A 24,297-nucleotide genomic window follows, 5' to 3' on the forward strand; every position below is an offset into this window, starting at 1 on the left:
GACCTCCTGTGTGTCCGCCGCCGTGTCCCCCGTTCACCTCGCGGACCACCGTCCCCTCACGTCACGGGGGATACTGCCGCCGTGACGCACGTACGCCTTCGCCATCCGTATCTGGACCACCCGGCTCCGATCCCCTTCGCACACCGGGGAGGTGCCGCGGACGGGCTGGAGAACACCGCCGCCGCCTTCCGCCGGGCTTCCGAAGCGGGCTACCGGTACTTCGAGACCGATGTGCACGCCACGGCCGACGGGAAACTCGTCGCCTTCCACGACTCCACGCTGGACCGGGTCACCGACGGCCGGGGCCGGATCGCCGAGCTGCCCTGGAAGCAGGTCCGCGAGGTGCGCGTGGCGGGCACCGAGCCCCTGCCGCTCTTCGAGGAGCTGCTGGAGGAGTTCCCGGACGCCCGCTGGAACATCGACATCAAGGCCGAGTCGGCCCTGCACCCGCTGGTCAACCTGATCGCGCGGACCGGGATCTGGGACCGGGTCTGCGTGGGTTCGTTCTCCGAGAGCCGGGTGGCCCGCGCCCAGCGGATCGCCGGCCCCCGGCTGGCGACCTCGTACGGCGTACGCGGGGTGCTGGGCCTGCGGCTGCGCTCGTACGCGATCCCGGCGGCGCTGCGCGTGGGCGCGGTGGCGGCCCAGGTGCCGGAGACCCAGGCGGGCATCCGCGTGGTCGACCGGCGCTTCGTGCGGACCGCGCACGAGCGGGGTCTGCAGGTCCACGTGTGGACCGTGAACGAACCGGAACGCATGGAGGCTCTCCTCGACCTGGGAGTCGATGGCATCATGACCGACCGGATCGACATCTTGCGCACGGTGCTGGACCGGCGCGGGGCCTGGGCCTGACACGCTCTTCGGCCGCCGCCCGGGCCCGATGGCCGCTGCGGCACGGGGACCAGCGAGGGGGACACCAGGTGAGCGCGGAAGACAGCAGGACGACCGAGGAAGCGGAACCAGCGGAACCGGGAGCCGAGGACGGCAGATCGGCCGCGGCGACCACGGCGGTCGCGGCCGCAGAGGCCGGGGAGACCGGAGAGGCCGGGGCAGCCGCGCGCAAGCGTGAGCAGCGCGGCTGGTACTTCTACGACTTCGCCGTGTCGGTGTACTCGGCGAGCGTGCTCACCGTGTTCCTCGGGCCGTACCTGACCTCGGTGGCCAAGGCCGCCGCGGACGCCGAGGGCTTCGTGCACCCGCTGGGCATCCCGGTGCGGGCCGGGTCCTTCTTCGCCTACTCGGTGTCGGCCTCGGTGATCCTGGCCGTGCTGCTCATGCCGCTGGTGGGCGCCGCGGCGGACCGGAGCGGGCGCAAGAAGCCGCTGCTGGCGGTGGCGGCGTACACGGGCGCCGCGGCGACGGCCGGGATGTTCTTCCTGGGCGGTGAGCGCTACCTGCTGGGCGGGCTGCTGCTCATCGTCGCGAACGCCTCGCTGTCCGTATCCATGGTGCTCTACAACGCGTACCTGCCGCAGATCTCCACGCCGGACGAGCGGGACACCGTCTCCTCGCGGGGCTGGGCCTTCGGTTACACCGCGGGCTCCGTGATGCTCGTGCTGAACCTGGTGCTCTACATGGGCCACGACTCCTTCGGGCTCACCGAGGGCATGGCGGTACGGATCTGCCTGGCCTCCGCGGGCCTGTGGTGGGGGGCCTTCGCCCTGATCCCGCTGCGCCGGCTGCGGGACCGGGCCGTGGTCCGGGAGCCGGGGGCCGGGCCGGCGGTCAGCGGCTGGAAGCAGCTCGTCGCCACCCTGAAGGACATGCGGCGCTATCCGCTGACGCTGTCGTTCCTGCTGGCGTACCTGATCTACAACGACGGCGTGCAGACGGTGATCTCCCAGGCCTCCATCTACGGATCGGAGGAGCTGGAGCTGGACCAGTCCACGCTCATCGGGGCGGTGCTGCTGGTGCAGGTCCTCGCGGTGGGCGGGGCGCTGGGGATGGGCCGCCTCGCGCGGATCTACGGCGCCAAGCGGACGATCCTGGGCTCGCTGGCCGCGTGGGGCGTGACGCTCGCGGTCGGCTACTTCCTGCCGGCCCGCACCCCGGTCTGGTTCTTCGCGCTCGCGGCGATGATCGGACTGGTGCTGGGCGGCAGCCAGGCGCTGTCGCGCTCGCTCTTCTCGCACCTGGTGCCGGCGGGCAAGGAGGCCGAGTACTTCTCGGCGTACGAGATGAGCGACCGCGGGCTGAGCTGGGTGGGTCCGCTCGTCTTCGGCCTGACCTACCAGCTCACGGGGAGCTACCGGGACGCGATCATCTCGTTGGTGGTCTTCTTCGCACTGGGATTCGTGCTCCTGGCGAGAGTGCCGGTGCGGCGCGCGGTGGAAGCGGCAGGCAATCCTGTACCGGAGCGGATCTGAGAGCGGGTCCGCGAGTGCGCACGGCCCGGATCCGCGAACGAATTCCGAACGAATTTAGACGTTGAAGCAAAGGGCCGGTAGTGTACGCCCTTGGCCTGCCAGGCGGACCGTTACTGCGCGCCCAAGAAGCATGGACGTTGGGTGACATCTGCTGCCAGATGTGACAAAACGGGCATTGGTGGGTACAACAAGGGGCGGCACGACGGGCGACGCACGACCCGGAGCGGGAATCTATACCGCCGACCGGACGTTGACCGGATGACGACGACAGCGACACCTGTCCTGTGGGCGACAAAGCCCGGGAGGCACGATTCATGAGTGAGCGAGCTCTCCGCGGTACGCGCCTCGTGGTTACCAGCTACGAGACGGACCGCGGCATCGATCTGGCCCCGCGCCAGGCGGTGGAGTACGCATGCCAGAACGGACATCGATTTGAGATGCCGTTCTCGGTTGAGGCAGAAATTCCGCCGGAGTGGGAGTGCAAGGCGTGCGGCGCCATGGCACTCCTGGTGGACGGGGACGGGCCCGAAGAGAAGAAGGGCAAGCCTGCGCGAACGCACTGGGACATGCTCATGGAGCGACGCACCCGCGAGGAGCTGGAGGAAGTGCTGGCCGAAAGGCTGGCGGTCCTTCGTTCCGGCGCCATGAACATTGCCGTGCATCCGCGGGACAGCCGCAAGTCCGCCTGACAGCCGGACACGGTTTTAAACCGGATACAGTCACAAGCCGAGGGGCCCCGCCACACATTGTGTGGCGGGGCCCCTCGGCTTTGTCCTGTGCTGCGCCCGGTGTCCGGCGGCGCAGCAGCGCCCGGCGCCGGCCGCACCGAGCGGCCTGCGGCGGGCGGCGGTCCTACGGGGTCAGGGGCGGGCGGTGGCCCGTGTCCGGGCCGGCTGGCCCCTCGGGCCGGTCCTCGCGGATGACCTCGCCCTGCACGACCTTGCCGTCGGGGTAGTGGATCCGGGCCTGCTGGAAGGCGTCGCCGAAGCTCCCGGCCGGAGCCGAGGCCATCTTGCGCTCCAGCGAGCGGGCCGCGCGGCGGCCGATCCACGCCCGGACCGGCGGGAGCAGGAGGAACAGGCCCGCCACGTCGGAGAGCAGCCCCGGCATCATCAGGAGCAGCCCCGCCAGCATGGTGAGGCCGTTGCCCTGGCCGGGCTGTTGCGGGGTGGGCTGGCGCCCCTGCTGGGCCTGCTGGAAGGTGTCCGACAGGTTCTTGAATGCGCGCCGCCCGGCGCGCTTGATGACCACCGCGCCCAGGACGATCCCGCCCGCCAGCAGCGCGGCCACGGCGAGCCCGCCGGCCACGTCCGCGACCACGGTGAGCAGCCAGATCTCCAGGATCAGCCAGGCGGCGATGGCCAGCGGAAGGAAGGTTCGGGCGGGCGAACGCCGCCGGGGGGCCGTGGAAATACCGGTCGTCATACCACCCAGTGTGCCTGGGGCCGCGTAAAAGCGGCCTCAGCCGGAGGTACCGGACATCCCCTAGGGGCTTCCCCAGGGGCTCACCGCTTGTCGCCGTCCTTGCCCAGCAGCCTGGCGGCCTGGGCCTTGAGGCCCCACTGGGTGACCCGCCACAGGGCCTCGACCACGATGTCCTTGCTCATCTTGCTGTCGCCGAACTCACGCTCGACGAACGTGATGGGCACCTCCACCACGCGGAAACCCTTCTGCACCGCCCTGCGGGCCAGGTCGACCTGGAAGCAGTAGCCCGCCGAGGCCACCTCGTCCAGGCCCAGGCCCTCCAGGGTCTCGCGGCGGAAGGCGCGGTAGCCGCCGGTCACGTCGCGGATCGGGACGTTCAGCATGAGCCGCGAGTACGTCGAACCGCCGCGCGAGAGGATCTCCCGGCTCTTGGGCCAGTTGACGACGCGGCCGCCCGGCACCCAGCGGGAGCCGAGGACGAGGTCGGCGCCGGCCAGTGCGGTGAGCAGCCGGGGCAGCTCCTCCGGCTGGTGCGAACCGTCGGCGTCCATCTCGACGATCACTCCGTAGCCGGCGTCCAAGGCCCAGAGGAAGCCCGCCAGATAGGCGGCGCCGAGCCCCTCCTTGCCCTTGCGGTGCAGCACGTGCACGTGGTCGTCGCCGACCGCGAGCTCGTCGGCGAGCTTGCCGGTGCCGTCGGGGCTGTTGTCGTCGGCGACCAGGATGTGGGCCTCGGGCACCGCCGCCCGGACGCGGCCGACGATCAGCCCGATGTTCTCCGCCTCGTTGTAGGTCGGAATGATCACCAAGGCCGTACCGAGCGGCCCGTAGGTCCGCTGTCCGCCGTCGCTCACTGAGTCCCCTTTTGTGCTCTTGCACGTCCTGTACGTCTGGTCGCAGAGGATGACTTTAGAACAGTGATCGGGGCCCGCGGTCCTTCGGGCCGGTCAGACGCCCGCTGGCTGCGGGCCGCCGTGACCGTTGTCTACTGGACCGCAGGGCCCCGACCCGGGGCCACCCTCCCCCAACTACCACTGGGGGTGCCCCCACCGGCGAAACCTTCCCTCGCCCCCGAGGCGCGGGCGCGCTGAGCAGACGGATCCGTCCGGCACGGACGTCCTGTGGTGGACCCGGCCGAACTTATCCGGGTCCGACCGCCGGTACCGAACCGAGGCACACCGGATCACCCCTGTGGGCGTACGAATACCTCCCGCCCGCCGACGACGGTGGCGAGGCACACCGGCAGTTCGGATCCGGGGGTCAGATCGGGCAGTCCGGGGGTGCCCGAGCGGGGATCGGTGGACCAGCGGGCGACCCTGTCGTCGGGGGCCTGGACCACCAGTTCGCCGGTCTGCCAGACCGCGTAGTCGGCCGGGGCGCCGGGTACGAGGGTCCCCGCGTCGTCGCGGCCCAGCGCCCGCCAGCCGCCCCGGGTGTGGGCGGTGAAGGCGGCCCGTACGGAGATGCGGTGCCCGGCGGTCCGGTGGAAGGCGGCCGCGCGGACCGTGCCCCAGGGGTCGAGCGGGGTGACCGGGGCGTCCGAGCCGAAGGCCAGCGGGACCCCGGCCTTGAGCATGGCCGCGTACGGGTTGAGGGTGCGGGCGCGCTCCGCGCCGAGCCGGTCGGCGTACATGCCGTCCTCGCCGCCCCAGGCCGCGTCGAAGGCGGGCTGCACGGAGGCGGTGAGCCCCAGCTCCGCGAACGCGGCGATGGCGGCGGGGGTCATCATCTCGGCGTGTTCGACCCGGTGCCGGGCCGCGCGGACCCGGGCCAGGCCGACCTTCTCGGCGGCCGCCCGGACGCCCTCGACGACGGCGGTGATCGCGGCGTCGCCGATGGCGTGGAACCCGGCCTGGAGGCCCTTCTCGGTGCAGGCCGTCACGTGCTCGGCGACCGCGACCGCGTCCAGGTACTCCGTACCGGTGTGCGAGGCGTCGGCGTACGGGGCGTGCAGGCAGGCGGTGTGCGAGCCGAGGGCCCCGTCGACGAAGAGGTCGCCGGCGGCTCCGACGGCCCCGAGCTCCCGGGCCAGCTCCAGGTCGCGGTCGGCCCAGTACCCGAAGACGCGCGGGCCGGGCCGCTCGGCGGCCAGGGCGAGCAGGCCGGTGAAGTCCTCGGCGGAGGAGATGTCGGGCCCGCCGCACTCGTGCAGGGAGCCGATGCCGAGGGAGGCGGCCCGGTCGAGGGCGGCCCGCTGGGCCTCGACGCGCTGGGCCGGGGTGACGGCGGCCAGGGCCGCCCGTCGTACGGCGTGGTGGTCGTCGGCGGTCAGCGGCTGGTCGCCGACGACCAGCACGCCCGGGACGAGGTCGAGCAGGGCCGTGGTGACCACGGCCGAGTGCACGTCGATACGGCTCAGGTAGAGCGGGCGGCCGCCCGCGGCCTCGTCGAGCTCGGCCCGGCGCGGCGCCCGGCGCTCGGGCCAGCGGGCGGCGTCCCAGCCGTGCCCGAGGAGCACCCGGTCGGCCGGACGGCTCGCGGCGTACGCGCGTACGAGGTCCAGCGCGGCCGTCAGGGAGCGCGCTCCGGAGAGGTCCAGCCCGGTGAGGGCCAGACCCGCGGAGGTGGTGTGGACGTGGGCGTCGGTGAAGGCGGGGGTGACGAGCGCGCCGCCGAGGTCGACGACCTCGTCCACGCCCTGCGCGAAGGCGTCGGCCGCCCCCTCGGAACCGACCCAGGCGATGTGGCCGCGCTCGACGACCATCGCGGTGGCGAAGGGGTCGGCGGGACTGTGGACCTCGCCCCCGCGGAGGAGGACGGTCCTGGTCGGTGCTCCGGCGGCGTCGGCGGAGTGGGCGGTGCGGTCGGTCATGCCGACCAGTGTCCCGCGTCGCCCACCCCGGGCCGACCACCGGGTCCCCGCTCAGACGCGGGGCGGCCGGGCTTCGTACGGAGTGGAGAGGACGACCGTCGTACGCGTCGAGACGTGGGCGAGGGCGCGCAGGCGGCCCAGGAGGTCCTCGAGCTCCAGGGGGGTGGCGACGCGCACCTTCAGGATGTAGTTCTCGTCGCCGGCGACGCTGTGGCAGGCCTCGATCTCCGGGACTCCGGACAGCCGGTCCGCGATGTCGTCCGGGGCACTCGGGTCGAAGGGCTTGACCGAGATGAACGCCGTCAGCGGCAGGCCGACGGCCTCCGGGTCGACGACCGCCGCGTACCCGCGGATCACCCCTCGCTGTTCCAGACGGCGTACTCGCTGATGGACTGCCGACGTGGACAGTCCCGTGGCCTTGCCCAGATCCGTGTAGCTCATCCGCCCGTCCCGTACGAGCAGATCCACGATCTGGCGGTCCAGCTCCTCCATTGCGCTCATAGCCGCTCAACTTAAGGCCCAAGGGCACTCCAGGCCCAGTGGTGTCCGCCCACTGGAGGCATCTGCGCCAGGCATGTGACCAAGGCCACAGGGGTATGCAGGTGCAGGCCGGTCTGTTGTGGTTACTCGTGACGCTCGACGGGAAGTGCTTGCTGTGGCCGAGGCCGCAGAACCTGCCCGCCCGGCCCACCCAAGGGGGAGTACATCCATGCTGAACACCAAGCGCGCCGGTCGCACCGAACCGGGGCCCCTCGAACCGCTCGATTCCGGGGACGGCCCGTACGCGGTGGACACCGCATACGCCGAATACCCCGAAGACCTCGACGGATTCGAGATCCACCACGCGATCTGCCCCGACTGCGGCCAGTCGATCGCCCTCGTCGCGGACGAGGAGTACCTGCCGCAGCACGCGCTCTGCCTGACCCCGTGGAACCCCTTCGGACTCACGGTGTGCGCGGGCACCGGGCGGCCGGCCACGGACGCGCTGCCGACCGTCGGCATGATCCAGCCGGTGGAGGCCCCCGAGCCCGTCGTCCTGTCGACGACCCTGCCCCAGGGCCTGGACTGGCGGACGCAGCCCTTCTCGCACGTGGGAGGCCCGGGCTCGCGTCCGGTCCGCGTGGTGAGCCCCGTACTCCCGCGGCCGCAGGCGCAGACGCGGCAGCAGCACGCCCAGGCGGCCTGACGACCGCCAGGGCCTCCCGCTCGACCCCCTACCAGTACGTTCCCTGCACCATGGCGGCCAGGCTGGCGTGGTGCAGGATCAGGCTGTCCGGGTCCGCCGGGATCTCGACCTCCCCGAAGTGCGCCTGCCGGTAGGCGATGCGCAGCATCACGATGGCGTGCCGCAGGGCCGCGTAGAGGGTGTGGAACTCCATGTCCCGCGGGGTGTGCCCGGTGAGTTCGGCGTACCGGCGCTCCAGGTCCTCCCGGCGCAGGAAGTCCGGGAGGCCGGGCTGTCCGAAGCTCACCGTCAGGTCCTGGAAGAAGCAGTGCAGGTAGATGCTCCAGCCCAGGTCCACCTCGCGCGGGGCGTAGGCGGCCATCTCCCAGTCCAGGACGGCGACCGGCGTGAAGCCGTCGTAGATGACGTTGCCGATGCGGGCGTCGCCCCAGTTGAGGACCGCGGGGCCCTCGTCCGCCGGCCACAGCTCCTCCAGGCGGGCGAAGGCCCGCTCGATGAGCGGGGACGGGGCGAGTCCGCCCACCACCCAGGCGTAGTAGGCGCGTTGGCCATCCACGTGCCGGCGCAGGGGCGTGCCCACACCGTCCGGGAGGAGGAACTCGGCCTCCTCGGCCGGGAACTGTTCGTGCAGGCGGGCCAGCAGCGAGATGCTCGCCTCCTGCAGGACGGCGCGCTCGGCGTCGGTGGCGGCGTGCAGCCAGTTGCCCTCGTAGGTATAGGGCATCACATCGGGCGGGACACGTCCCTCGGCGCGGGCCATCACGAAGAACGGCGCCCCCAGCGGCCCCGGATCCTCCTCCAGCCACTGCACCCGCGGGACGGGCAGGTCCGTGTGCTCGGCGACCAGACGCATCACCCGGTGCTGGCGCGGCATGTCGTACGTCGGGAAGACGGTGTAGGCGGCCGGGTCGGCGGCGAGCCTCAGCGCGCAGGCGCGGACCGGGGTGTCGGGGTGCTCTATGTCGAAGAGCAGGGTCTCGCTGGACATCCCGTTGGATCCGGGAACGGAAACGCCGGTGACCTTCGCGCCGGGAAGCCTGCCGTCGAGCCAGGCGGCGAGCCGCCGGCCGAGCTCTTCGGGCTCCCGGGTGGAGGTACGCGGACGTGGTGCGATGGCCATGAATGAGCCCCTTCCCGCTACTGGGCGACGGAGGAGTAGTCGGTGAACCCGCTCGGGTCGTGGCGCCCGAAGCTGCCGTGCTCGAAGATGCCGTGCCCGATCTGCCCGTCGAGGGTGAAGCGGGCCGAGTGGTCGGTCACCCCGAAGGCGGCCATGGGGTGGGCCGCGGGGTCGGACAGGTCGTAGGTACGACGGTCTGTCCAGCCGCGCCCCTGCCAGGTGCCGTGCTGCCAGTCGCCGGCGGGCGGGTAGCCGGCGCCGACGGCCAGCGGCGAGGAGTTCAGGATCTCCACCCCGAGCTCGAGGGGCTTACGGGACGGATCACTCAGATGCACGACCGCCCGCTCGGGATGCCGACCGCCCGGCCGGTAACGGATCTCGGTGTGCGGCCAGCCGAGCTGCACGTCATGGCGGCCGCTGCCCTCGGGGAAGACCTGCACGGCCTCGTTGAGGGTGCGGTGCCCGTCGGCGTCCTCCTGCGCGATGACCATGACGAAGCGGTCCTCGAAGCGAACCGGGATCCAGAGCCAGTGAAACCCCTCGGGCCGGTACTCCTCAGCCGCCCGCCCCCCGTCCTCACCGGGTATCGGCCGCACCCCCCAACTCCGGTCACGGGTGCCGGTCCACTCCCCCGGCGTGAGGACGAACTCCTCCCCCTTCGCCCGGATGACCCCGCTCACGCCCCCGGCCTGGACGAATCGGCGCCCCTCCAGCATGAGGCGGTCGCCGCGCCGCTGGATGTGGTGGGGCTCCCACACGGCGGGGAACTCGGCGGTCCAGGTGACGTCGTACGAGAGCCCGTCCGGATCCTCCGGGTCCGCCGCGCAGCGGAGCGTGAGCCGCTTGAGCGGCACGTCGACGGTGATGGATAGCGGCCCCACGGACAGGTTCATCCGATCGTCGGTGAGGGCGTCGGAGGCCCGGACGGCGAGGAGCTCGTCGCCGATGCGGAGGGTGGCGTAGGCGTCGATGACCCCGGCGTTGGGGTACACGCCGAGGCCGAGGATGAGGACGGCGCGGCCCGCGTGGTCGAAGACGTGGAAGATGCAGCGGTCGTAGGCGTTGCGGTCGCCGCTGACGAGGTGCTTCATCGACAAGGGGGCCTGGTGGATGGGGTACTCGTCGAGGGCGACGGGCCGGTCGACGGACATGGCGGACCTCCTGGACGGCGGGCTTCGGGGGGCGGCTCAGGCGGATATGACGGTACGTCAGAAACCCTGCCGGGGACCACCCTTCTGGCACGTCCTGACACACCGGCACACCACGCCGCCGCCAAATCGGTAACGGAACCACGCCCCCAGGCTGTCGCCGAGGCCGGCAGCCGAAGCCGAGGCCGGCAGCCGAAGCCGAGGCCGGCAGCTGGGGGCTCCGCCCCCGCACCCCCGCGCCTCAATCGCCGGCGAGGCTGGATCGGCCGGCGGCCGGCGCAGAGGAGCACCAAGAGGCGCGAAGCGCGTAACGGATCGCGGCGGCTCATGCCCACCCCAGGGCGACCAGCAGACGCTAAGACGTGCGGGAGCACGTAGCCATCGGTGGCGGCTCATGCCCACCCCAGCACGACCAGCAGACGCTGAGACGTGCGGGAGCACGTAGCGATCGGTGGCGGCTTATGTCCAGCCCAAGACGGCCGACAGACGCTAAGACGTGCGGGACCGCGTAGCGATCGGGTGCGCGGCGGAACCCGCCCGCACCTCTGCGACGGGGCCGTTGTGGAGGTCCCGCCCGGCCCGTTCCTTTGGGGGTTTCTCGGCTGTCTTCGGTTTTCCGTGGCGGGCCGGTCGGTCAAGGGTGGCCGTAGGCCATCGCGTAGCGACGCGACGAAGGAGCGCCCTTGAGGGACCGGACCGCCACGGAAGGACGATGAGACTGACGGGAAACCCCCACCCCCACCCCCCGGGGACGGCTCGAACGGATACCCGCACCCCGGGGGCGATTACCCGGCCCTTCGCTCCCGCGTTGGCCGTGCATGACCATGCTTCAGGCTTCAACCGGCCGAAGGCGTCGGCCGACGCCGCCGGGTTTCGAAGAATCGGTTCAGCATCACCGCGACCAGCGTGATCAACGGGACCTGCGCGAGCCCCGCGACCCCCGCGACCAACGCGAGCCACAACAGCAGACGCCGGACCCGCCCATCTACCGCGATCTGCTCGCCCGGTGGGCCGATGCCGGCCGCACGCTGCCCGGACGCCGCGACCCGGAGTGGTCCCGGCTCACGTCCTCCCCGGTCTGGCCCACGACCAGCAGCGGGCTGTACTAGCCGGCCAGCCCGCCCCGCCCCCAGGGCTGCTCCGCACTCCGGTCAGCGGGTCTCCGGCCCCGCCAGGTGCCGGGCGATGACCATGCGCTGGATCTGGTTGGTGCCCTCCACGATCTGGAGTACCTTCGCCTCGCGCATCAGGCGCTCGACGGGGAAGTCCGCGGTGTAGCCGTACCCGCCGAGGACCTGCACGGCGTCCGTGGTGACGGCCATCGCCGCGTCCGTGCAGAACAGCTTGGCCATCGCCGCCTGCCGGGAGAACGGCTTGCCCGCGTCCCGCAGCCGCGCCGCCGCGAGGTACAGCGCCCGGCCCGCCTCGATCTTGGTGGCCATGTCGGCCAGCATGAAGCGCAGCCCCTGGAAGTCGGCGATCGGGTGCCCGAACTGCTTGCGGTCCAGCGCGTACGTCAGCGCCTCGTCCAGCGCCGCCTGCGCGACGCCGATGGCGCACGCGGCGATGCCCAGACGCCCCGCGTCCAGCGCGGCCAGCGCGATGGTGAAGCCCTGGCCCTCCTCGCCGATGCGGCGCGCGTCCGGCACCCGTACGCCGTCGAAGTGCAGCTGGGCGGTGGGCGAGCCCTTCATGCCCATCTTCTTCTCGGGCACGGCCGCCGTGAGGCCCTCCGCGTCGCCGGGGACCAGGAAGGCGGTGATGCCCTTGGGGCCCTCGACGCCCGTCCGTGCCAGGACCGTGTAGAAGTCGGCGACTCCACCGTGGGTGATCCAGGCCTTGGTGCCGGTGATGATCCAGTCGTCACCGTCCCGCACCGCCTTGGTGGTGAGCGAGGCGGCGTCGGAGCCGGCGGCCGGCTCGGAAAGGCAGTAGGCGCCCAGCAGGCCGCCGCCGAGCATCGCGGGCAGGTGCGCGCCCTGCTGCTCCTTGGTGCCGTAGCCGGCGAGGCCGTGACAGGCCAGGGAGTGCACGCTGACACCGAGGCCGACGGTCAGGCGGGCCGCGGCCAGCTCCTCCAGGACCTGGAGGTACACCTCGTACGGCTGCTCGCCGCCGCCGAATTCGCCGGGGTACGGGAGGCCGAGCAGGCCCGCCTCGGACAGCAGGGTGAAGACCTCGCGGGGGAACTTCCCCGAGTCCTCTTCCTCGGCGGCCCTGGGGCGGATCTCCCGCTGGGCGATCTCGCGTACGAGCGCGAGGAGGTCGCGGGACTCCTCGGTGGGCAGCTGACGGTCCACCGGCTGCGGGGCGCGGTCTGTCATGGCGGCGCTCTCCTCCCTGGTCGGGCACGGCGACGACGCGTGAGGTGTGGGACGCGACGCCGGGTCTCGGTGCTCTCACAGCCGATACTGCCCTCCCGGATCACGGAATGGGCTGTTCAGCGGCTGCGGCGGCTTGAGTATGCCCGATCAGGAGCTTCCCGTCACCGGGGCAAGATCATCACGCTGACCGAACGGTCCTTCGGTAGCGGGAGGTGCCGGACACTCCGGGACGAACTCCTCGATCACCGTCAGCGTCGCGCGCAGCTGGCGCACCAGCAGAGCCCCGAGCTCGGCACGATCAGGCCGGCCCCCCAGCTCGGCACCATCGGGCCGCCCCCCGACCGCGGATCCACCGACCGCGGATCCACCGCCGTCACCGTCACCCCCGTCGTCCCCGAGCCCGCCGATCCATTCCAGGGTGATCCCCTCCACCGCGGAGAGCCAGCCGACGAGGGCGAGCCGGGCGATCGGCGGGAGCGAGCGGTGCCCGTACGCGCCTTCGGCGATGGTGGCGACCAGCTCCTCCCGGACGGCGTCGCGGATGGCGAGCACCTCGGCGTCGGAGCCGACGCCGCCGGTGACGATGGTGCGGTAGGCCGCGCGGTGGTGCTCGGCGTAGTGCAGGTACCCGTCGACGGTGCGGCGGACGCGCTCCGCGTTCGGGAGGTCCGTCTCGCCGCCGGCGCGGGCGACGAGCTCGGCGACCGACTCCTCGACGATGGCGAGGTAATAGCCGCGCTTGCTCTTGAAGTAGTAGTAGATCAAGCCCTTGGCGACGCCGGCGTGCTTCGCTATGTCGTCCATGGAGAGGGCGTCATAGGAGGTGTCGGCGAACAACTTGCGCCCGGTTGCCATGAGTTCGGCCCGGCGCACCTGCGATCGCTCGGTCGCGCCGCGCTGTTGACCACTATGCAAATTCAGCCCCAGCCTCGAACCGCCCGACGTGCCCGACGTGCCCGAAGTATGGCAGCACTCCGTCGGCGCGTCCTGAGGCTGGAGGCCTCGCCATCCCCGGAGCGGGCTACAGCCAGCCGACCTGGGTGACGAACATGGCGACGACGACCACGAGGGTCCAGCCGAGGACGTGCTCCAGCCAGGAGGAGTCTTCCTTGGGGCCGCCGGTGCGGACGAGGTCCAGGGCGGGGGCGGTCGGGGTGGCGCTGTCGGCAGTCATGATGTCCAATGTGCCAGCGTTCGCGGCCTTCGCGGTAGATGACGATGGTCACGTGGTGGCGCGCATCACACCGCCGGGCCCCCACCACGCCTTCGGGAGCGGTGGGGGCCCGGCGGCCTGACCGGACGGTCGTCAGATGCGGGTGTCGCGGTTGCGGCCCGCCATGGCCGCCATCGCGAGGCCGAGGCAGAGGGCGACGGCTCCGGTGATCACGTTGTTGACCACCGTGCGCGTCGTGTCCATCTCTCCGGCGATGACCCACGGCGCGATGATCGTCCACGCGCCGAGCGCGACGGCCGTCCAGGCCATCGCGTGGGTGCGTTCGTAAGCGGATCCCAGACCACCCATGCACAGGCAGAACGCCAGGCCGGTGATCAGGTTGTTGATGGCCAACGGGGTCAGGACGCTGAACCCGGCTATCCACGGCGAAGCCGCCAGGTACAGGCCCGTGATCAAGGCCAGTGCCTCAACGGCCTGCGCGGCAGGGGTGCTGGTCACCCGCTCGAACCGAGTGCGCATCTCGGCAAGGTCCGGGTGGTGCTCGATACTGCTGGGATGAGTGGTCATGGCGGGCTGCCTCCTACGAGAAGCCTTATGTGCCTTTTATGCCCATATTCCGCCCGTTAAGCCATTCGGACCAGCCCAGCTTGCCCAGAACTTGCCCAGAACTTGCTCCGGACTTGCTCCGAACCTGCTCCGAGCGTGCCCAGAGCACCCCGAACACCTGCTCAGAACACGCCGACCGCCGTCAGCGCCGCCACCTGGGCCGCGGCCGGGGCCGCCGGCACGTAGAGGTAGCAGATGCCTCCGCTGCCCGAGGCGACCTTGCCGGCGGTGCCGTGACGCTTGGTCCGCAGCCAGATCGTCTCCCATTCGGCGCGCTTGTAGACGCGGCGGACGGAGGGGTTGTCGGCCGAGTTGGGGTCGTTGGCGATCACGTCCCCGGCGGCGGTGAAGCCGATGACGGTCATCAGGTGGCCCGCGGTGCCGTAGCCCGCGCCGGTGAGTTCCTCCGGGCGGAAGGACTGCGAGGTGATGGCCGGAATCCCGGCCGCGACCAGGGTCTCCAGGTCGGTCAGGGAGGTGAGCCGGGTGACCACGCCGCCGAGCCCGCGGTAGGTGGCCGCGTACGCCGCGTTGAAGGGCCAGTTGCCGCAGCCCTTGTAGGCGGCGTCGTAGGTGGAGCGGGCCGCGTGGCAGATCTGCGGGTCGGAGTACCTCGGGTTGACCCAGGTCAGGGCGGTGGCGCTGGCCTTGCCGCCCCAGTACTCGATGATCATCTGCGAGGAGGTGGGGCTGCACCAGGCCTCGCCCCCGTTGTCGTACTCGGGGTACTGCCCCGCGTGGGTCTCCTGCGAGTAGCGCGGGACCTTCAGCTCGTGGGCACGGCCGGAGGGGGCGGAGGCGGGGACGGTGAACCGGTCCGGGACGTCGGAGACCATGGCGCCCGCCAGCCACACGGTGGGGCCGCGGCCCGCGCCCGGCTTGCGGTACAGGGTCAGGCGCAGCTGCCAGTCCCTGATCCGCAGCCCGGCGGCCGCGGCCGGGGCGTCGACGGCGAGGGTGTCGGTCCAGACGGTGGACTTCCCGTCGGTCTGGCCGTCCACGGAGGTGCGGCGGATGTCGTGGTCGCCGGAGGCCCATCGCCCCATCACGTACCAGGGGGTGGCGGTGCCGTCGGTGTAGGTGCCGCGCAGTTCGATCTGGATCCAGGTGCCGGCCGGGGTGCGGGCGTTCCAGGAGGCGATCGCCTCGGTGGCGGGCACGGTGGAGCGGTGCACCGGGGAGGTCCAGGTGGCGTACTCCCAGACGCTCTTCTTCCCGGTGTGCGGGTCGGCGTACTCGGTGCGGCCGGCGGCGGTCTTGATCTCCAGGCCGGGGCGGGCTCCGGCGACGGCGGTGGTGCCGCGGTGGGTACCGGCCAGCCAGTGGGCGAGGGAGTACCAGAAGCGGTTGTCGACGGTGCGGCCCGATGCCCGCGGGGTCGGCCGGGAGGCCGCCGAGGCGTTGCCGCCGGGGATCGCGGCGGTGGCGGTGGCCGCGGTGGCGACCGCGAGCGCGGCGACGAGTACGGCCCTGCGTGGCGTGGATGCTGTCATCGCGAGGTTCCCCCAGGGGGTGGGTCGGCGCTGGGTCGGCGCTTCGGTGGCTTCACCCTTCCAGTTCCCGGCGGCCGGACGCCGAAGCGAGGGGTCGTGTCGGGCTTGTCTACGCTGGTCGGGTGGAGCCACAGCAGTCACTTGAGTCACTCGCACGGGAGCTTGCCGCGTTGCCGCCCTCCCTCGGCCCGGTGCGCCTGATCGGGATCGACGGGCATGCCGGATCCGGCAAGAGCACCTTCGCGGCGCGGCTCGCCGAAGCGCTGGGGCACCCCCGATCGGGACACGCGCCGGGACACCCCCCGCTGGGACACCCCCCGCAGGCTGCTCCCGTGCTGCACCTGGACGACGTGGCCAGCCACGAGGAGCTGTTCGGCTGGGAGGAGCGGCTGCGCGCGCAGGTGCTGGAGCCGCTCGCCGCGGGGCGGCCCGCACACTGGGCCCCGTACGACTGGGTGGAGCGCCGCTTCGGGCCGGAGCGGGTGCTGGAGCCGGCGCCGGTGCTGCTGATCGAGGGGGTCGGGGCCGGGCGGCGGGCGCTGCGCCCGTATCTGGCGCGGCTGCTGTGGATGGAGACGCCGCGTGCTCAGTCCTGGATGCGGGGGCGAAACCGGGACGGGCGTGAACTTTCCGACTTCTGGGACGGATGGGAGCGCGCGGAGCGCGCGCACTTCTCCAATGATCCTTCGCGCCCCTTCGCCGACACCCTGGTACGCCAGAGCGGTACGGGATACGAGTGGTCTTCCGGGACCGGAGCGACGGTGGGATTCACCGCTTCCGTGACCGAGGGTGACGAACTCCCCCGGGCCTGAGCCGGCCTGGAAATCCTCTCCGCCGGGCCTCCACCGACCTGCTTGACCTGGGGCCCGCACCGGCCTTACGTTCTGAATGCGCGCCTTTACCGGCTGCCGCGGACACGAAGCCCCCGATTGTTCCCCCGTGATCGGGGGCTTCGTTCTGCCCGCACATCCCTCCGTACATCCCTCCGCGTGGGCGTCACGCCCGGCGAATCCGCCCCGGTTCTTCACCCTGAGTCACCGGGTGCTCTTGGGGCGCACGCACGAACCCGGCCTGTCGCGCCCTACGTAAGGTGCGAAACCGCAGGTACGATGCAGCCCTGATTTCATCGGCGCAATGGGCAACTCGCGCGCTCGAAGCGGGGGTTGCCGCGCACCACGGGGGCAGGCTTGTGGGGGAAGTGATGGATTTCGGCACGCCGGGCAGCATGCACGCCCCGGCCGAACTCGCCTGGCTGCGCGGAGTCGACGCCTGCACCATGGGCGCGTATCCGCAGGCCGAGGAGGAGTTCCGGGCGGCCGTACGACTCGATCCCTCGATGGCCGACGCCTGGCTGGGGCTGCACGCGCTGCGGGTGGACACCGGCAACGCGTTACTCAGGATGTACGCGCACCGGGACCGCTTCGGAGAACAGCGGGCCCGGCACCGGAGGACGCTGAACTCCTGGTACTGGCTGGGCTGGTGGGTGCAGCCGGTGCTGGAGAGCCGGCGGGACCTGCTGCTCGCCCACGCCTCGCACTGGCTGGACGGCCGCCACGTGCCCGAGCTGGACCAGGCCCTCGCGGCGCTGCCGCCGGTGGACACCGACGCGCAGGTGCGGTTCCTGCACGCCTGCCGGGCCTACCTGGTCAAGGACTGGGAGCAGCTGGTCCGGCACACCGAGCCGCTGGTGAACGATCCGCTGCTGGGGATCGAGGCGGGCCTGTTCGGCGGGATGGCCCGGGTCCGGCTGGAGATGTACGGGCAGGCGGAGCCGATGCTGTCGGCGGCGCTGATGCGATGTCGCAGCGAGCAGCCGCAGCGCAAGGAGCTGCGGTACTGGCTGGCGCGGGCGCACGAGGGCACCGGGCGCAGTGCGGCGGCGCTGCCGCTGTACCGGGCGGTGCACCGGGTGGATCCCTCGTTCATGGACACCGCGGCCCGGCTGACGGCCATCGAGGACGGCGACGACACCGACGGCATGGCCGATCTGGCGGGCCTGGCGGGGTACGCCGGGTACGGGGGCTACGCCGGGCACGGCCCCTCCCCCGTCGGCGGGGACTTCGCGGCGGTCGCGCTCGGCGGCGGGCCCGTCCAGGACATCGCGGCCGACAACCAGGCCGAGCCCGACCCGCTGCCTCCTCCGACACCCCCGGCGGGCCGGGTGGAGGGCGCGCGGCGCAAGGTGCCCGTCCCGCCGCAGGGCGCGCCCGAGGGACTGCCGGCCGGGCCCTCCGACCCGGTGGCGCTCGCCGAGGCGCTCGCGGAGCTGGAGCGGATGGTGGGCCTGGAACCGGTCAAACGGCAGGTGAAGGCGCTCTCGGCGCAGCTGCACATGGCACGGCTGAGGGCGGGCCAGGGGCTGCCGGTGCAGCCGCCGAAACGCCACTTCGTCTTCTCCGGCCCCTCGGGCACCGGCAAGACCACCGTGGCGCGGATCCTCGGCCGGGTCTTCTACGCGCTGGGGCTGCTCGGCGGGGACCATCTCGTCGAGGCCCAACGGGCCGATCTGGTCGGTGAGTTCCTGGGCCAGACCGCGGTGAAGGCGAACGAGCTGATCGATTCGGCGATCGGCGGGGTGCTGTTCGTGGACGAGGCGTACTCGCTGTCCAACTCGGGCTACAGCAAGGGCGACGCGTACGGCGACGAGGCCCTGCAGGTGCTGCTCAAACGGGCCGAGGACAACCGGGACCACCTGGTGGTGATCCTGGCGGGCTATCCGGCCGGGATGGACCGGCTGCTGGCGGCCAATCCGGGGCTGTCCTCGCGGTTCACCACCCGGGTGGACTTCCCCAGCTACCGGCCGCTGGAGCTGACCGCGATCGGCGGGGTGCTGGCGGACGCGAACGGGGACCACTGGGACGAGGAGGCTCTGGAGGAACTGCGGAGCATCAGCGGGCACGTGGTGGAGCAGGGCTGGATCGACGAGCTCGGCAACGGGCGGTTCCTGCGGACGCTGTACGAGAAGAGCTGCGCGTACCGGGATCTGCGGCTGGCGGGCTTCGCGGGGGAGCCGTCGCGGGACGACCTCGCGACGCTGCGGCTGCCGGATCTGATGCAGGCGTACGGGGAGGTCCTGTCGGGGCGCGGGCCGCAGGAACGGCCGGAGCCGCCGCCGCTGTGAGCCGGGCGGCCGGCGCCGCCCTCCCTTACGGCATGTCCGGGGGTGTTCCGGAGAAGGCCGCGATGGCGTTGAAGACCAGCCAGAGGACGAGCAGGGGGATCGCGAACCAGAGGACGGAGAGCAGGGGGCCGCCGCTGCGCGCGGCCCAGGCCGCGTCCTCCGGGCTGCCGAGGTCGCCCCGCAGCAGGGCGTCGGCCTCCGCCGCGAACGCCGGATCCGCCTCGGTCAGGTCTAGGAGCGCCGCCGTGAGCCCGTCGGCCGCTTCCGGTACGGAGGGGTCACGCTCGAAGGCGGCCAGGAAGGCCAGGTCCTGTTCCGGCAACCGCTCGCGCAGCAGCGCGCGGAGCCGGCGCGCCACCGGGGACGCCACGTCCGGGTCCTCGCTCAGCAGGACCACCATCCTGGCGGCCGTCTCGCCCCGCTCCCCGGACATCCGACCGCCCCCTCCCGCGTACGGTCAGTCCTGCCCCGGTACCCGGCCGCCCAACCGGCCGAACCCGCCGCGGGACGGCGGGTTCGGCGACGGGTCGAGCGGTCAAGCGGTCAAGCGGTCAGTGTCCTTCCGGGCGGAGTCCCGGACGGCCCGCCAGGACGCGGTGGGACGGGTCACGGACCTCGCCGACCAGCATTTCCAGGACGTCCTCCAGGGCGACCAGGCCCAGGACCCGGCCGCCCGGGTCGGCGACCTGCGCCAGGTGGGTGGCGTCGCGGCGCATGACGCCGAGGGCGTCGTCCAGCGGGACGGTGGCGCACAGCGTGGTCATCCGGCGCCAGACCCGCTGGGGCACGGCCCGGTTCCGGTCCTCCAGGTCCAGTACGTCCTTGACGTGCAGGTAGCCCATGAAGGCGCCGCTGGCGGCGCGGACGGGAAAGCGGGAGTAGCCGGTGCGCACGGTGAGCTGCTCGATCTGGCGCGGGGTCACGTCGGGGCCGACCGTGACCAGGCGGTCCCGGTCGAGGAGGACGTCGGTGACGGGGCGGCTGCCCAGTTCCAGTGCGTCCTCCAGCCGCTCCTGCTCGACCGGCTCCAGGAGCCCGGCCTGCCGGGAGTCCTTGAGGAGGCGGCCCAGCTGGGCGGAGGTGTAGACGGCCTCGACCTCGTCCTTGGGTTCGACCTTGAAGAGCTTCAGGACGAGCTTGGCGCAGGCCCCGAGCGCGGTGGTGACCGGCCCGCACAGACGGGCGAAGGCGACCAGGCCGGGGCTGAACCACAGGGCGGTCTTCTCGGGGGCGGCCATGGCGAGGTTCTTGGGGACCATCTCGCCGATGACCAGGTGCAGGAAGATCACGGCGGCGAGCGCGAAGGCGTAGCCGAGGGGGTGGATCAGGCCCTGCGGTACGTGGACGGCGTGGAAGACGGGCTCCAGCAGCCGGGCCACGGTGGGCTCGGCGACCGCACCGAGGGTGAGGGAGCAGATGGTGATGCCGAACTGTGCGGCGGCCATCATGCGGGGCAGGTTCTCCAGGCCGTGGAGCACCTGGCGGGCCCGGGCGGACTCGGCCGCGAGGGGCTCGATCTGGCTGCGCCGTACGGAGACGAGTGCGAACTCGGCGCCGACGAAGAAGCCGTTGGCGAGGACCAGCAGCAGGGCGAAGAGGAGCTGGAGCGCGTTCATCGGGAGGCGCCTTCCAGCTCGGCCCGCTGCGGGACGGCTTCGCCGTGGCGACCGGAGCCGAGCAGGGCGGCTCCTTCGGCGGCGGAGGCGGGCCGGTACGGGCCGGCCGCGGGCACCGCCGTCAGCCGGACCAGGCGCACGCGCTCGGCGCGGTTGCGGCCGACCTGGCGGACGGACAGCTTCCAGCCGGGGAGGTCGGCGCGGTCCCCGGGGGCGGGGATCCGGCCGAGCAGGTCGGCGACGAGGCCGGCGACGGTCTCGTACGGGCCTTCCGGCACCTCCAGGCCTATCCGGCGCAGGGTCTGCACCCGGCAGCTGCCGTCGGCCTCCCAGGAGGGGCTGCCGTCCTCGGCCGGTACGGCGGCCAGTTCGGGGCTCTCGTCCTCGGCGAGGTCGTGTTCGTCGCGGACCTCGCCGACGAGTTCCTCGACGATGTCCTCCAGGGTGACCACGCCGGCGGTGCCGCCGTACTCGTCGACGACCACGGCCATCGGCTGTTCGCTGCGCAACCGTTCCAGCAGCGGCTGCACCGGCAGGGAGCCGGGCACCAGCAGCGGGGCGACGCAGATCCGGCTCACGGTGGTGCGGTCGCGCTCGGACTCGGGCACGGCGAGGGCGTCCTTGAGGTGGACCACGCCGGTGACCTCGTCGATGCGGTCGCGGTAGACCGGGAAGCGGGACAGGCCCGTGGCACGGGTCAGGTTGAGCACGTCGGCCGCGGTGGCCGTGTGCATCAGGGCGCTGACCTTCACCCGGGGGGTCATGACGTGCTGGGCCGTGAGCTCGCCCAGCGAGAGGGTCCGTACGAAGAGGTCGGCGGTGTCCTGTTCGAGGGCGCCGGCCTGGGCCGAATGGCGGACCAGGGAGACCAGTTCGCCGGGGGTCCGGGCGGAGGCCATCTCGTCGGTCGGCTCCACGCCGAGCGCCCGGACGAGCCGGTTGGCGACGGCGTTGAGGCCGGCGATGACCGGCCGGAAGGCGCGGGAGAAGGCGTTCTGGGGGCCGGCGACGAAACGGGCGACCTGGAGCGGCCGGGAGACCGCCCAGTTCTTCGGGACGAGCTCGCCGACGACCATCTGGACGGCGGAGGCGAGCAGCATGCCGATGACGACGGCGACGCCGGGGACGGCTCCCTTGGGCAGGCCGGTGGCGCCGATCGGCCCGGCCAGCAGTGCGGCGAGGGCGGGTTCGGCGAGCATGCCGACCACGAGGGAGGTGATGGTGATGCCGAGCTGGGTGCCCGAGAGCTGGAAGGAGAGCTCCTTCAGGGCTTCGACCACCGTGCGGGCACGGCGGTCACCGTCGGCTGCGGCGCGCTCGGCCTCGGGTCTCTCCACGGTGACGAGGCCGAATTCGGCTGCCACGAAGAAACCGTTGGCGAGGATCAGGGCGAATGCCGCCGCGAGCAGGAGTAGCGGAATGGTCATGCCGCCGCCTCCGGAGGGAGGGCGGCGCGGGTACTACCGGACGATCCGTCCATTGCTGGAGGGAGTCACTCCTCAAGTCGCAGGTGCCCGCGGGCCTCGGGGTCCCGGGGCCGGTGGGAGGGCGCACAGCTGCGCCCCGCCACCAGAGTAGTCATTGAGATCCCGGCCGCAACGGTACGCAGCGACGAGGATCGGTGGGCTCAGTGGTCGTTCGCACCGGTTCCGCGGCTTTCGGCGAGCGCGCGCAGGGCGCGGGCGTCGCCGATCGCCTGCTGCCTGGCGATGCCCGGCTGGATGCCGAGGACGGGCAGGCTGGTGCCGTCGTTGAGGTCCAGGAACACCCACGGGTCGCCGGGGCGGAGGTTGACGCGCAGGATCTGCGGCCACTCCAGCCGGCGGGTGGTGGTGATGTTGACGACGGTGACGCCGGCCTCGTCCGCGACCACCTTGGGGCGGCTGAGCAGGACGAGGACGGAGCTCAGCAGGACGGCGGTGAACAGGAAGCTGATCCGCTCCCCCGTGCTGAGGTTCTCCAGGAGGAAGGAGATCGATCCGATGGTCACGAACATGGCGGCCCCGACGCCCAGCAGGACGGCCCGGGTCCGGTTCGGCCGGAAGGTGACCGGCAGGGCGGGGGTTCGGGGCTGGGCGGCGGACTCGGCCATGGTGGTTCGGATGCCTTCTGCGGTGGTGGTGCGGGTGGGACGGGTCAGAGCCGGCAGGCGTGGATCGACGTGGTGAGGATCGCGCGCGCGCCGAGCTCGTACAGGTCGTCCATGATCCGCTGGGCCTCCTTGGCCGGGACCATGGCGCGGACCGCGACCCAGCCTTCGTTGTGCAGCGGGGAGACGGTCGGCGACTCCAGGCCCGGGGTGAGGGCGACCGCGCGCTCCAGGTGCTCGGCGCGGCAGTCGTAGTCCATCATCACGTAGCTGCGGGCGACCAGGACGCCCTGGAGGCGGCGCAGGAACTGCTGGACCTGCGGGTCGTCGGCGTCGGCGCCGTTGCCGCGGATGACGACGGCCTCGGAGGTGAGGATCGGCTCGCCGATGACCTCCAGGCCCGCGTTGCGCAGGCTGGTGCCGGTCTCGACGACGTCCGCGATGATCTGGGCGACGCCGAGCTGGATGGCGGTCTCGACCGCGCCGTCGAGGTGGACGACGGAGGCGTCGATGCCCTTCTCGGCGAGGTGCTTGGCGACGATTCCCTCGTACGAGGTCGCGATCGTCATCCCGTTGAAGTCCTCGGGGCCCTGCGCGGTGCCGGGGGTGGTGGCGTAGCGGAAGGTGGACCGGCCGAAGTTCAGCGGCAGGATCTCCTCGGCGCTGGCGCCGGAGTCGAGCAGCAGGTCCCGGCCGGTGATGCCGATGTCGAGCTTGCCCGAGGAGACGTAGATCGCGATGTCCTTGGGACGGAGGTAGAAGAACTCCACCTCGTTCTCGGGGTCGACGACCACGAGCTCCTTGGACTCCTTGCGCATCCGGTAGCCGGCCTCATGGAGCATCGCCGACGCCGGTCCGGAGAGAGAACCCTTGTTGGGGACGGCGATGCGCAGCATGGGGCTTCCTTTGATGCGTGGGTGGTGCGTGCTTACGGGTGGGTGTACGGGCCGGAGCTCAGAGGTGCGCGTAGACGTCGTCGAGGGAGATCCCGCGCGCCACCATCATCACCTGGACGTGGTACAGCAGCTGGGAGATCTCCTCGGCGGCGGCTTCCTTGCCCTCGTACTCGGCGGCCATCCAGACCTCGGCGGCCTCCTCGACGACCTTCTTGCCGATGGCATGGACGCCCTGGTGGACGAGCTCGGCGGTACGGGAGGTGCTGGGGTCGCCGTTGGCGGCCTTGAGCTGGAGCTCGGTGAAGAGGTCTTCGAAGCTCTTGGAGGGTTTGTTCGCCATGATGTCCTTAGGGTACGGGCTCACCCGGGTGTCCCCGTGCCGGGGTTCACTCCTTGGACTGCTGCCGGACTAGCGCCAGGGTTCGCTGACGGTCCGCAGGGTCATGGCGGTGGAGACGGCGGCGGTGACCGCTTCGTGCCCCTTGTCCTCGTTCGACCCTTCGAGTCCGGCGCGGTCCAGCGCCTGCTCGTCGTTGTCGCAGGTCAGTACGCCGAAGCCGACGGGGACTCCGGTGTCGATCGACACCTGCACCAGGCCCTGGGTGACGCCCTGGCAGACGTAGTCGAAGTGCGGGGTGCCGCCGCGGATGACCACGCCGAGGGCGACGATGGCATCGTATCCACGGCCGGCCAGTACCTTCGCCACGACCGGCAGCTCGAAGCTGCCGGGGACGCGGAGCAGGGTGGGCTCGTCGATGCCCAGCTCGTGCAGGGCCCGCAGGGCTCCGTCGACCAGTCCGTCCATGACCTTCTCGTGCCACTGGGCCGCGATCACGGCCACTCGCAGGTCTCCGCAGTTCTTCACGCTCAGTTCGGGTGCGCCCTTGCCGCTCACAGCTCTGCTCCTCGGTGCTTCGTGGA

Annotated in this window: 24 protein-coding genes; 6 read left to right on the forward strand and 18 right to left on the reverse strand. The window is 71.9% G+C overall.

The window, feature by feature from the left end; all coding sequences use genetic code 11:
* Nucleotides 1-81 precede the first annotated feature (81 nt).
* The 3 genes from ACFYZ4_RS38935 to ACFYZ4_RS38945 all read left to right on the forward strand — a co-directional run bounded on the left by ACFYZ4_RS38935 (nt 82) and on the right by ACFYZ4_RS38945 (nt 3,055).
* The gene (locus tag ACFYZ4_RS38935; protein WP_384351902.1) at nt 82-852 is read left to right on the forward strand and encodes a glycerophosphodiester phosphodiesterase; all 771 of its coding nucleotides are present in this window, start codon (nt 82-84) and stop codon (nt 850-852) included.
* Between the two features lie 68 nt (nt 853-920).
* Nucleotides 921-2,366: an MFS transporter gene (locus tag ACFYZ4_RS38940; protein WP_390786228.1), complete on the forward strand. Its 1,446-nt coding sequence runs from the start codon at nt 921-923 to the stop codon at nt 2,364-2,366.
* A 314-nt stretch (nt 2,367-2,680) separates the two neighbouring features.
* On the forward strand, nt 2,681-3,055 hold the full coding sequence (locus ACFYZ4_RS38945) for an RNA polymerase-binding protein RbpA (RefSeq protein ID WP_007262928.1): 375 nt from the start codon (nt 2,681-2,683) through the stop codon (nt 3,053-3,055).
* Between the two features lie 163 nt (nt 3,056-3,218).
* On the opposite strand, the gene fxsA is transcribed toward ACFYZ4_RS38945, so the two are convergent.
* From fxsA to ACFYZ4_RS38965, 4 genes are all read right to left on the reverse strand, one after another.
* Nucleotides 3,219-3,791, reverse strand: a complete 573-nt coding sequence (fxsA, locus tag ACFYZ4_RS38950) for an FxsA family membrane protein (RefSeq protein WP_351304073.1) — start codon at nt 3,789-3,791, stop codon at nt 3,219-3,221.
* 80 nt (nt 3,792-3,871) lie between these two features.
* Nucleotides 3,872-4,645 carry a polyprenol monophosphomannose synthase gene (locus tag ACFYZ4_RS38955; RefSeq protein ID WP_351304070.1) on the reverse strand — a complete coding sequence of 258 codons (774 nt, stop codon included), beginning with the start codon at nt 4,643-4,645 and terminating at the stop codon, nt 3,872-3,874.
* A 329-nt stretch (nt 4,646-4,974) separates the two neighbouring features.
* Nucleotides 4,975-6,603, reverse strand: a complete 1,629-nt coding sequence (locus ACFYZ4_RS38960) for an amidohydrolase (RefSeq protein ID WP_390786229.1) — start codon at nt 6,601-6,603, stop codon at nt 4,975-4,977.
* A 51-nt stretch (nt 6,604-6,654) separates the two neighbouring features.
* Entirely contained in the window at nt 6,655-7,095 is a 441-nt protein-coding gene (locus tag ACFYZ4_RS38965; protein ID WP_326593949.1) for an Lrp/AsnC family transcriptional regulator, read from the reverse strand.
* Between the two features lie 217 nt (nt 7,096-7,312).
* On the opposite strand from ACFYZ4_RS38965, the gene ACFYZ4_RS38970 reads away from it, so the two are divergent.
* Nucleotides 7,313-7,789, forward strand: a complete 477-nt coding sequence (locus ACFYZ4_RS38970) for a hypothetical protein (protein WP_351304065.1) — start codon at nt 7,313-7,315, stop codon at nt 7,787-7,789.
* A gap of 28 nt (nt 7,790-7,817) precedes the next feature.
* Here ACFYZ4_RS38970 and ACFYZ4_RS38975 read toward each other — a convergent pair whose 3' ends face one another.
* From ACFYZ4_RS38975 to ACFYZ4_RS39005, 7 genes are all read right to left on the reverse strand, one after another.
* Nucleotides 7,818-8,909 (reverse strand): phosphotransferase family protein, encoded by a 1,092-nt coding sequence (locus ACFYZ4_RS38975; protein WP_351304062.1) that lies wholly within the window; start codon nt 8,907-8,909, stop codon nt 7,818-7,820.
* 17 nt (nt 8,910-8,926) lie between these two features.
* Entirely contained in the window at nt 8,927-10,060 is a 1,134-nt protein-coding gene (locus tag ACFYZ4_RS38980) for a hypothetical protein (RefSeq protein ID WP_390786230.1), read from the reverse strand.
* 1,148 nt (nt 10,061-11,208) lie between these two features.
* Nucleotides 11,209-12,381: an acyl-CoA dehydrogenase family protein gene (locus ACFYZ4_RS38985; RefSeq protein WP_351299281.1), complete on the reverse strand. Its 1,173-nt coding sequence runs from the start codon at nt 12,379-12,381 to the stop codon at nt 11,209-11,211.
* A 147-nt stretch (nt 12,382-12,528) separates the two neighbouring features.
* Nucleotides 12,529-13,236 carry a TetR/AcrR family transcriptional regulator gene (locus ACFYZ4_RS38990; RefSeq protein ID WP_390786231.1) on the reverse strand — a complete coding sequence of 236 codons (708 nt, stop codon included), beginning with the start codon at nt 13,234-13,236 and terminating at the stop codon, nt 12,529-12,531.
* Nucleotides 13,237-13,402: 166 nt separating this feature from the next.
* Nucleotides 13,403-13,555 (reverse strand): SCO1431 family membrane protein, encoded by a 153-nt coding sequence (locus ACFYZ4_RS38995; RefSeq protein ID WP_351299284.1) that lies wholly within the window; start codon nt 13,553-13,555, stop codon nt 13,403-13,405.
* Between the two features lie 132 nt (nt 13,556-13,687).
* Entirely contained in the window at nt 13,688-14,122 is a 435-nt protein-coding gene (locus ACFYZ4_RS39000) for an SPW repeat protein (RefSeq protein WP_351299287.1), read from the reverse strand.
* Between the two features lie 161 nt (nt 14,123-14,283).
* Complete coding sequence (locus ACFYZ4_RS39005) at nt 14,284-15,654, reverse strand: peptidase C39 family protein (RefSeq protein WP_351299290.1); 1,371 nt, start codon at nt 15,652-15,654, stop codon at nt 14,284-14,286.
* A 122-nt stretch (nt 15,655-15,776) separates the two neighbouring features.
* Between ACFYZ4_RS39005 and ACFYZ4_RS39010 the strand changes: the two genes are divergently transcribed.
* Both ACFYZ4_RS39010 and ACFYZ4_RS39015 read left to right on the forward strand, forming a co-directional pair.
* On the forward strand, nt 15,777-16,466 hold the full coding sequence (locus ACFYZ4_RS39010) for a uridine kinase (protein ID WP_390786232.1): 690 nt from the start codon (nt 15,777-15,779) through the stop codon (nt 16,464-16,466).
* 389 nt (nt 16,467-16,855) lie between these two features.
* On the forward strand, nt 16,856-18,775 hold the full coding sequence (locus ACFYZ4_RS39015) for an AAA family ATPase (protein WP_351299296.1): 1,920 nt from the start codon (nt 16,856-16,858) through the stop codon (nt 18,773-18,775).
* 25 nt (nt 18,776-18,800) lie between these two features.
* Here the strand turns inward: ACFYZ4_RS39015 and ACFYZ4_RS39020 are convergent, their stop codons facing one another.
* From ACFYZ4_RS39020 to ribH, 7 genes are all read right to left on the reverse strand, one after another.
* On the reverse strand, nt 18,801-19,208 hold the full coding sequence (locus ACFYZ4_RS39020; protein ID WP_390786233.1) for a hypothetical protein: 408 nt from the start codon (nt 19,206-19,208) through the stop codon (nt 18,801-18,803).
* A 118-nt stretch (nt 19,209-19,326) separates the two neighbouring features.
* Nucleotides 19,327-20,391, reverse strand: coding sequence for a hemolysin family protein (locus ACFYZ4_RS39025; RefSeq protein WP_390786234.1), 1,065 nt, complete (start codon nt 20,389-20,391; stop codon nt 19,327-19,329).
* Nucleotides 20,388-21,818: a hemolysin family protein gene (locus ACFYZ4_RS39030; protein WP_351299305.1), complete on the reverse strand. Its 1,431-nt coding sequence runs from the start codon at nt 21,816-21,818 to the stop codon at nt 20,388-20,390. Before ACFYZ4_RS39030 ends, ACFYZ4_RS39025 begins: the two co-directional genes overlap by 4 nt.
* 200 nt (nt 21,819-22,018) lie before the next feature.
* Complete coding sequence (locus tag ACFYZ4_RS39035; RefSeq protein WP_351299308.1) at nt 22,019-22,483, reverse strand: PH domain-containing protein; 465 nt, start codon at nt 22,481-22,483, stop codon at nt 22,019-22,021.
* A 44-nt stretch (nt 22,484-22,527) separates the two neighbouring features.
* On the reverse strand, nt 22,528-23,376 hold the full coding sequence (gene hisG, locus ACFYZ4_RS39040; RefSeq protein ID WP_351299311.1) for an ATP phosphoribosyltransferase: 849 nt from the start codon (nt 23,374-23,376) through the stop codon (nt 22,528-22,530).
* A gap of 58 nt (nt 23,377-23,434) precedes the next feature.
* A complete protein-coding gene (locus ACFYZ4_RS39045) occupies nt 23,435-23,716 on the reverse strand; it encodes a phosphoribosyl-ATP diphosphatase (protein ID WP_351299314.1) in 282 nt (93 codons plus the stop codon).
* Nucleotides 23,717-23,785: 69 nt separating this feature from the next.
* Complete coding sequence (gene ribH, locus ACFYZ4_RS39050) at nt 23,786-24,271, reverse strand: 6,7-dimethyl-8-ribityllumazine synthase (protein ID WP_007262951.1); 486 nt, start codon at nt 24,269-24,271, stop codon at nt 23,786-23,788.
* Nucleotides 24,272-24,297 lie beyond the last annotated feature (26 nt).

This window comes from Streptomyces sp. NPDC001513 (assembly GCF_042894695.1).
In the GTDB taxonomy this organism is placed as follows: domain Bacteria; phylum Actinomycetota; class Actinomycetes; order Streptomycetales; family Streptomycetaceae; genus Streptomyces.

What these genes read in the sequence shown, in the direction of transcription:
- ACFYZ4_RS38965 (WP_326593949.1), bottom strand. Translation starts at nt 7,095, where the DNA reads ATGGAGGAGCTGGACCGCCAGATCGTGGATCTGCTCGTACGGGACGGG.
- ACFYZ4_RS39025 (WP_390786234.1), bottom strand. Translation starts at nt 20,391, where the DNA reads ATGAACGCGCTCCAGCTCCTCTTCGCCCTGCTGCTGGTCCTCGCCAAC.
- ACFYZ4_RS39005 (WP_351299290.1), bottom strand. Translation starts at nt 15,654, where the DNA reads ATGACAGCATCCACGCCACGCAGGGCCGTACTCGTCGCCGCGCTCGCG.
- ACFYZ4_RS39030 (WP_351299305.1), bottom strand. Translation starts at nt 21,818, where the DNA reads ATGACCATTCCGCTACTCCTGCTCGCGGCGGCATTCGCCCTGATCCTC.
- ACFYZ4_RS39020 (WP_390786233.1), bottom strand. Translation starts at nt 19,208, where the DNA reads ATGTCCGGGGAGCGGGGCGAGACGGCCGCCAGGATGGTGGTCCTGCTG.
- hisG (WP_351299311.1), bottom strand. Translation starts at nt 23,376, where the DNA reads ATGCTGCGCATCGCCGTCCCCAACAAGGGTTCTCTCTCCGGACCGGCG.
- ACFYZ4_RS38995 (WP_351299284.1), bottom strand. Translation starts at nt 13,555, where the DNA reads ATGACTGCCGACAGCGCCACCCCGACCGCCCCCGCCCTGGACCTCGTC.
- ACFYZ4_RS38985 (WP_351299281.1), bottom strand. Translation starts at nt 12,381, where the DNA reads ATGACAGACCGCGCCCCGCAGCCGGTGGACCGTCAGCTGCCCACCGAG.
- ACFYZ4_RS38990 (WP_390786231.1), bottom strand. Translation starts at nt 13,236, where the DNA reads ATGGCAACCGGGCGCAAGTTGTTCGCCGACACCTCCTATGACGCCCTC.
- ACFYZ4_RS38945 (WP_007262928.1), top strand. Translation starts at nt 2,681, where the DNA reads ATGAGTGAGCGAGCTCTCCGCGGTACGCGCCTCGTGGTTACCAGCTAC.
- ACFYZ4_RS38975 (WP_351304062.1), bottom strand. Translation starts at nt 8,909, where the DNA reads ATGGCCATCGCACCACGTCCGCGTACCTCCACCCGGGAGCCCGAAGAG.
- ACFYZ4_RS39045 (WP_351299314.1), bottom strand. Translation starts at nt 23,716, where the DNA reads ATGGCGAACAAACCCTCCAAGAGCTTCGAAGACCTCTTCACCGAGCTC.
- fxsA (WP_351304073.1), bottom strand. Translation starts at nt 3,791, where the DNA reads ATGACGACCGGTATTTCCACGGCCCCCCGGCGGCGTTCGCCCGCCCGA.
- ACFYZ4_RS39035 (WP_351299308.1), bottom strand. Translation starts at nt 22,483, where the DNA reads ATGGCCGAGTCCGCCGCCCAGCCCCGAACCCCCGCCCTGCCGGTCACC.
- ACFYZ4_RS38980 (WP_390786230.1), bottom strand. Translation starts at nt 10,060, where the DNA reads ATGTCCGTCGACCGGCCCGTCGCCCTCGACGAGTACCCCATCCACCAG.
- ACFYZ4_RS38960 (WP_390786229.1), bottom strand. Translation starts at nt 6,603, where the DNA reads ATGACCGACCGCACCGCCCACTCCGCCGACGCCGCCGGAGCACCGACC.
- ACFYZ4_RS38970 (WP_351304065.1), top strand. Translation starts at nt 7,313, where the DNA reads ATGCTGAACACCAAGCGCGCCGGTCGCACCGAACCGGGGCCCCTCGAA.
- ACFYZ4_RS39000 (WP_351299287.1), bottom strand. Translation starts at nt 14,122, where the DNA reads ATGACCACTCATCCCAGCAGTATCGAGCACCACCCGGACCTTGCCGAG.
- ACFYZ4_RS39015 (WP_351299296.1), top strand. Translation starts at nt 16,856, where the DNA reads ATGGATTTCGGCACGCCGGGCAGCATGCACGCCCCGGCCGAACTCGCC.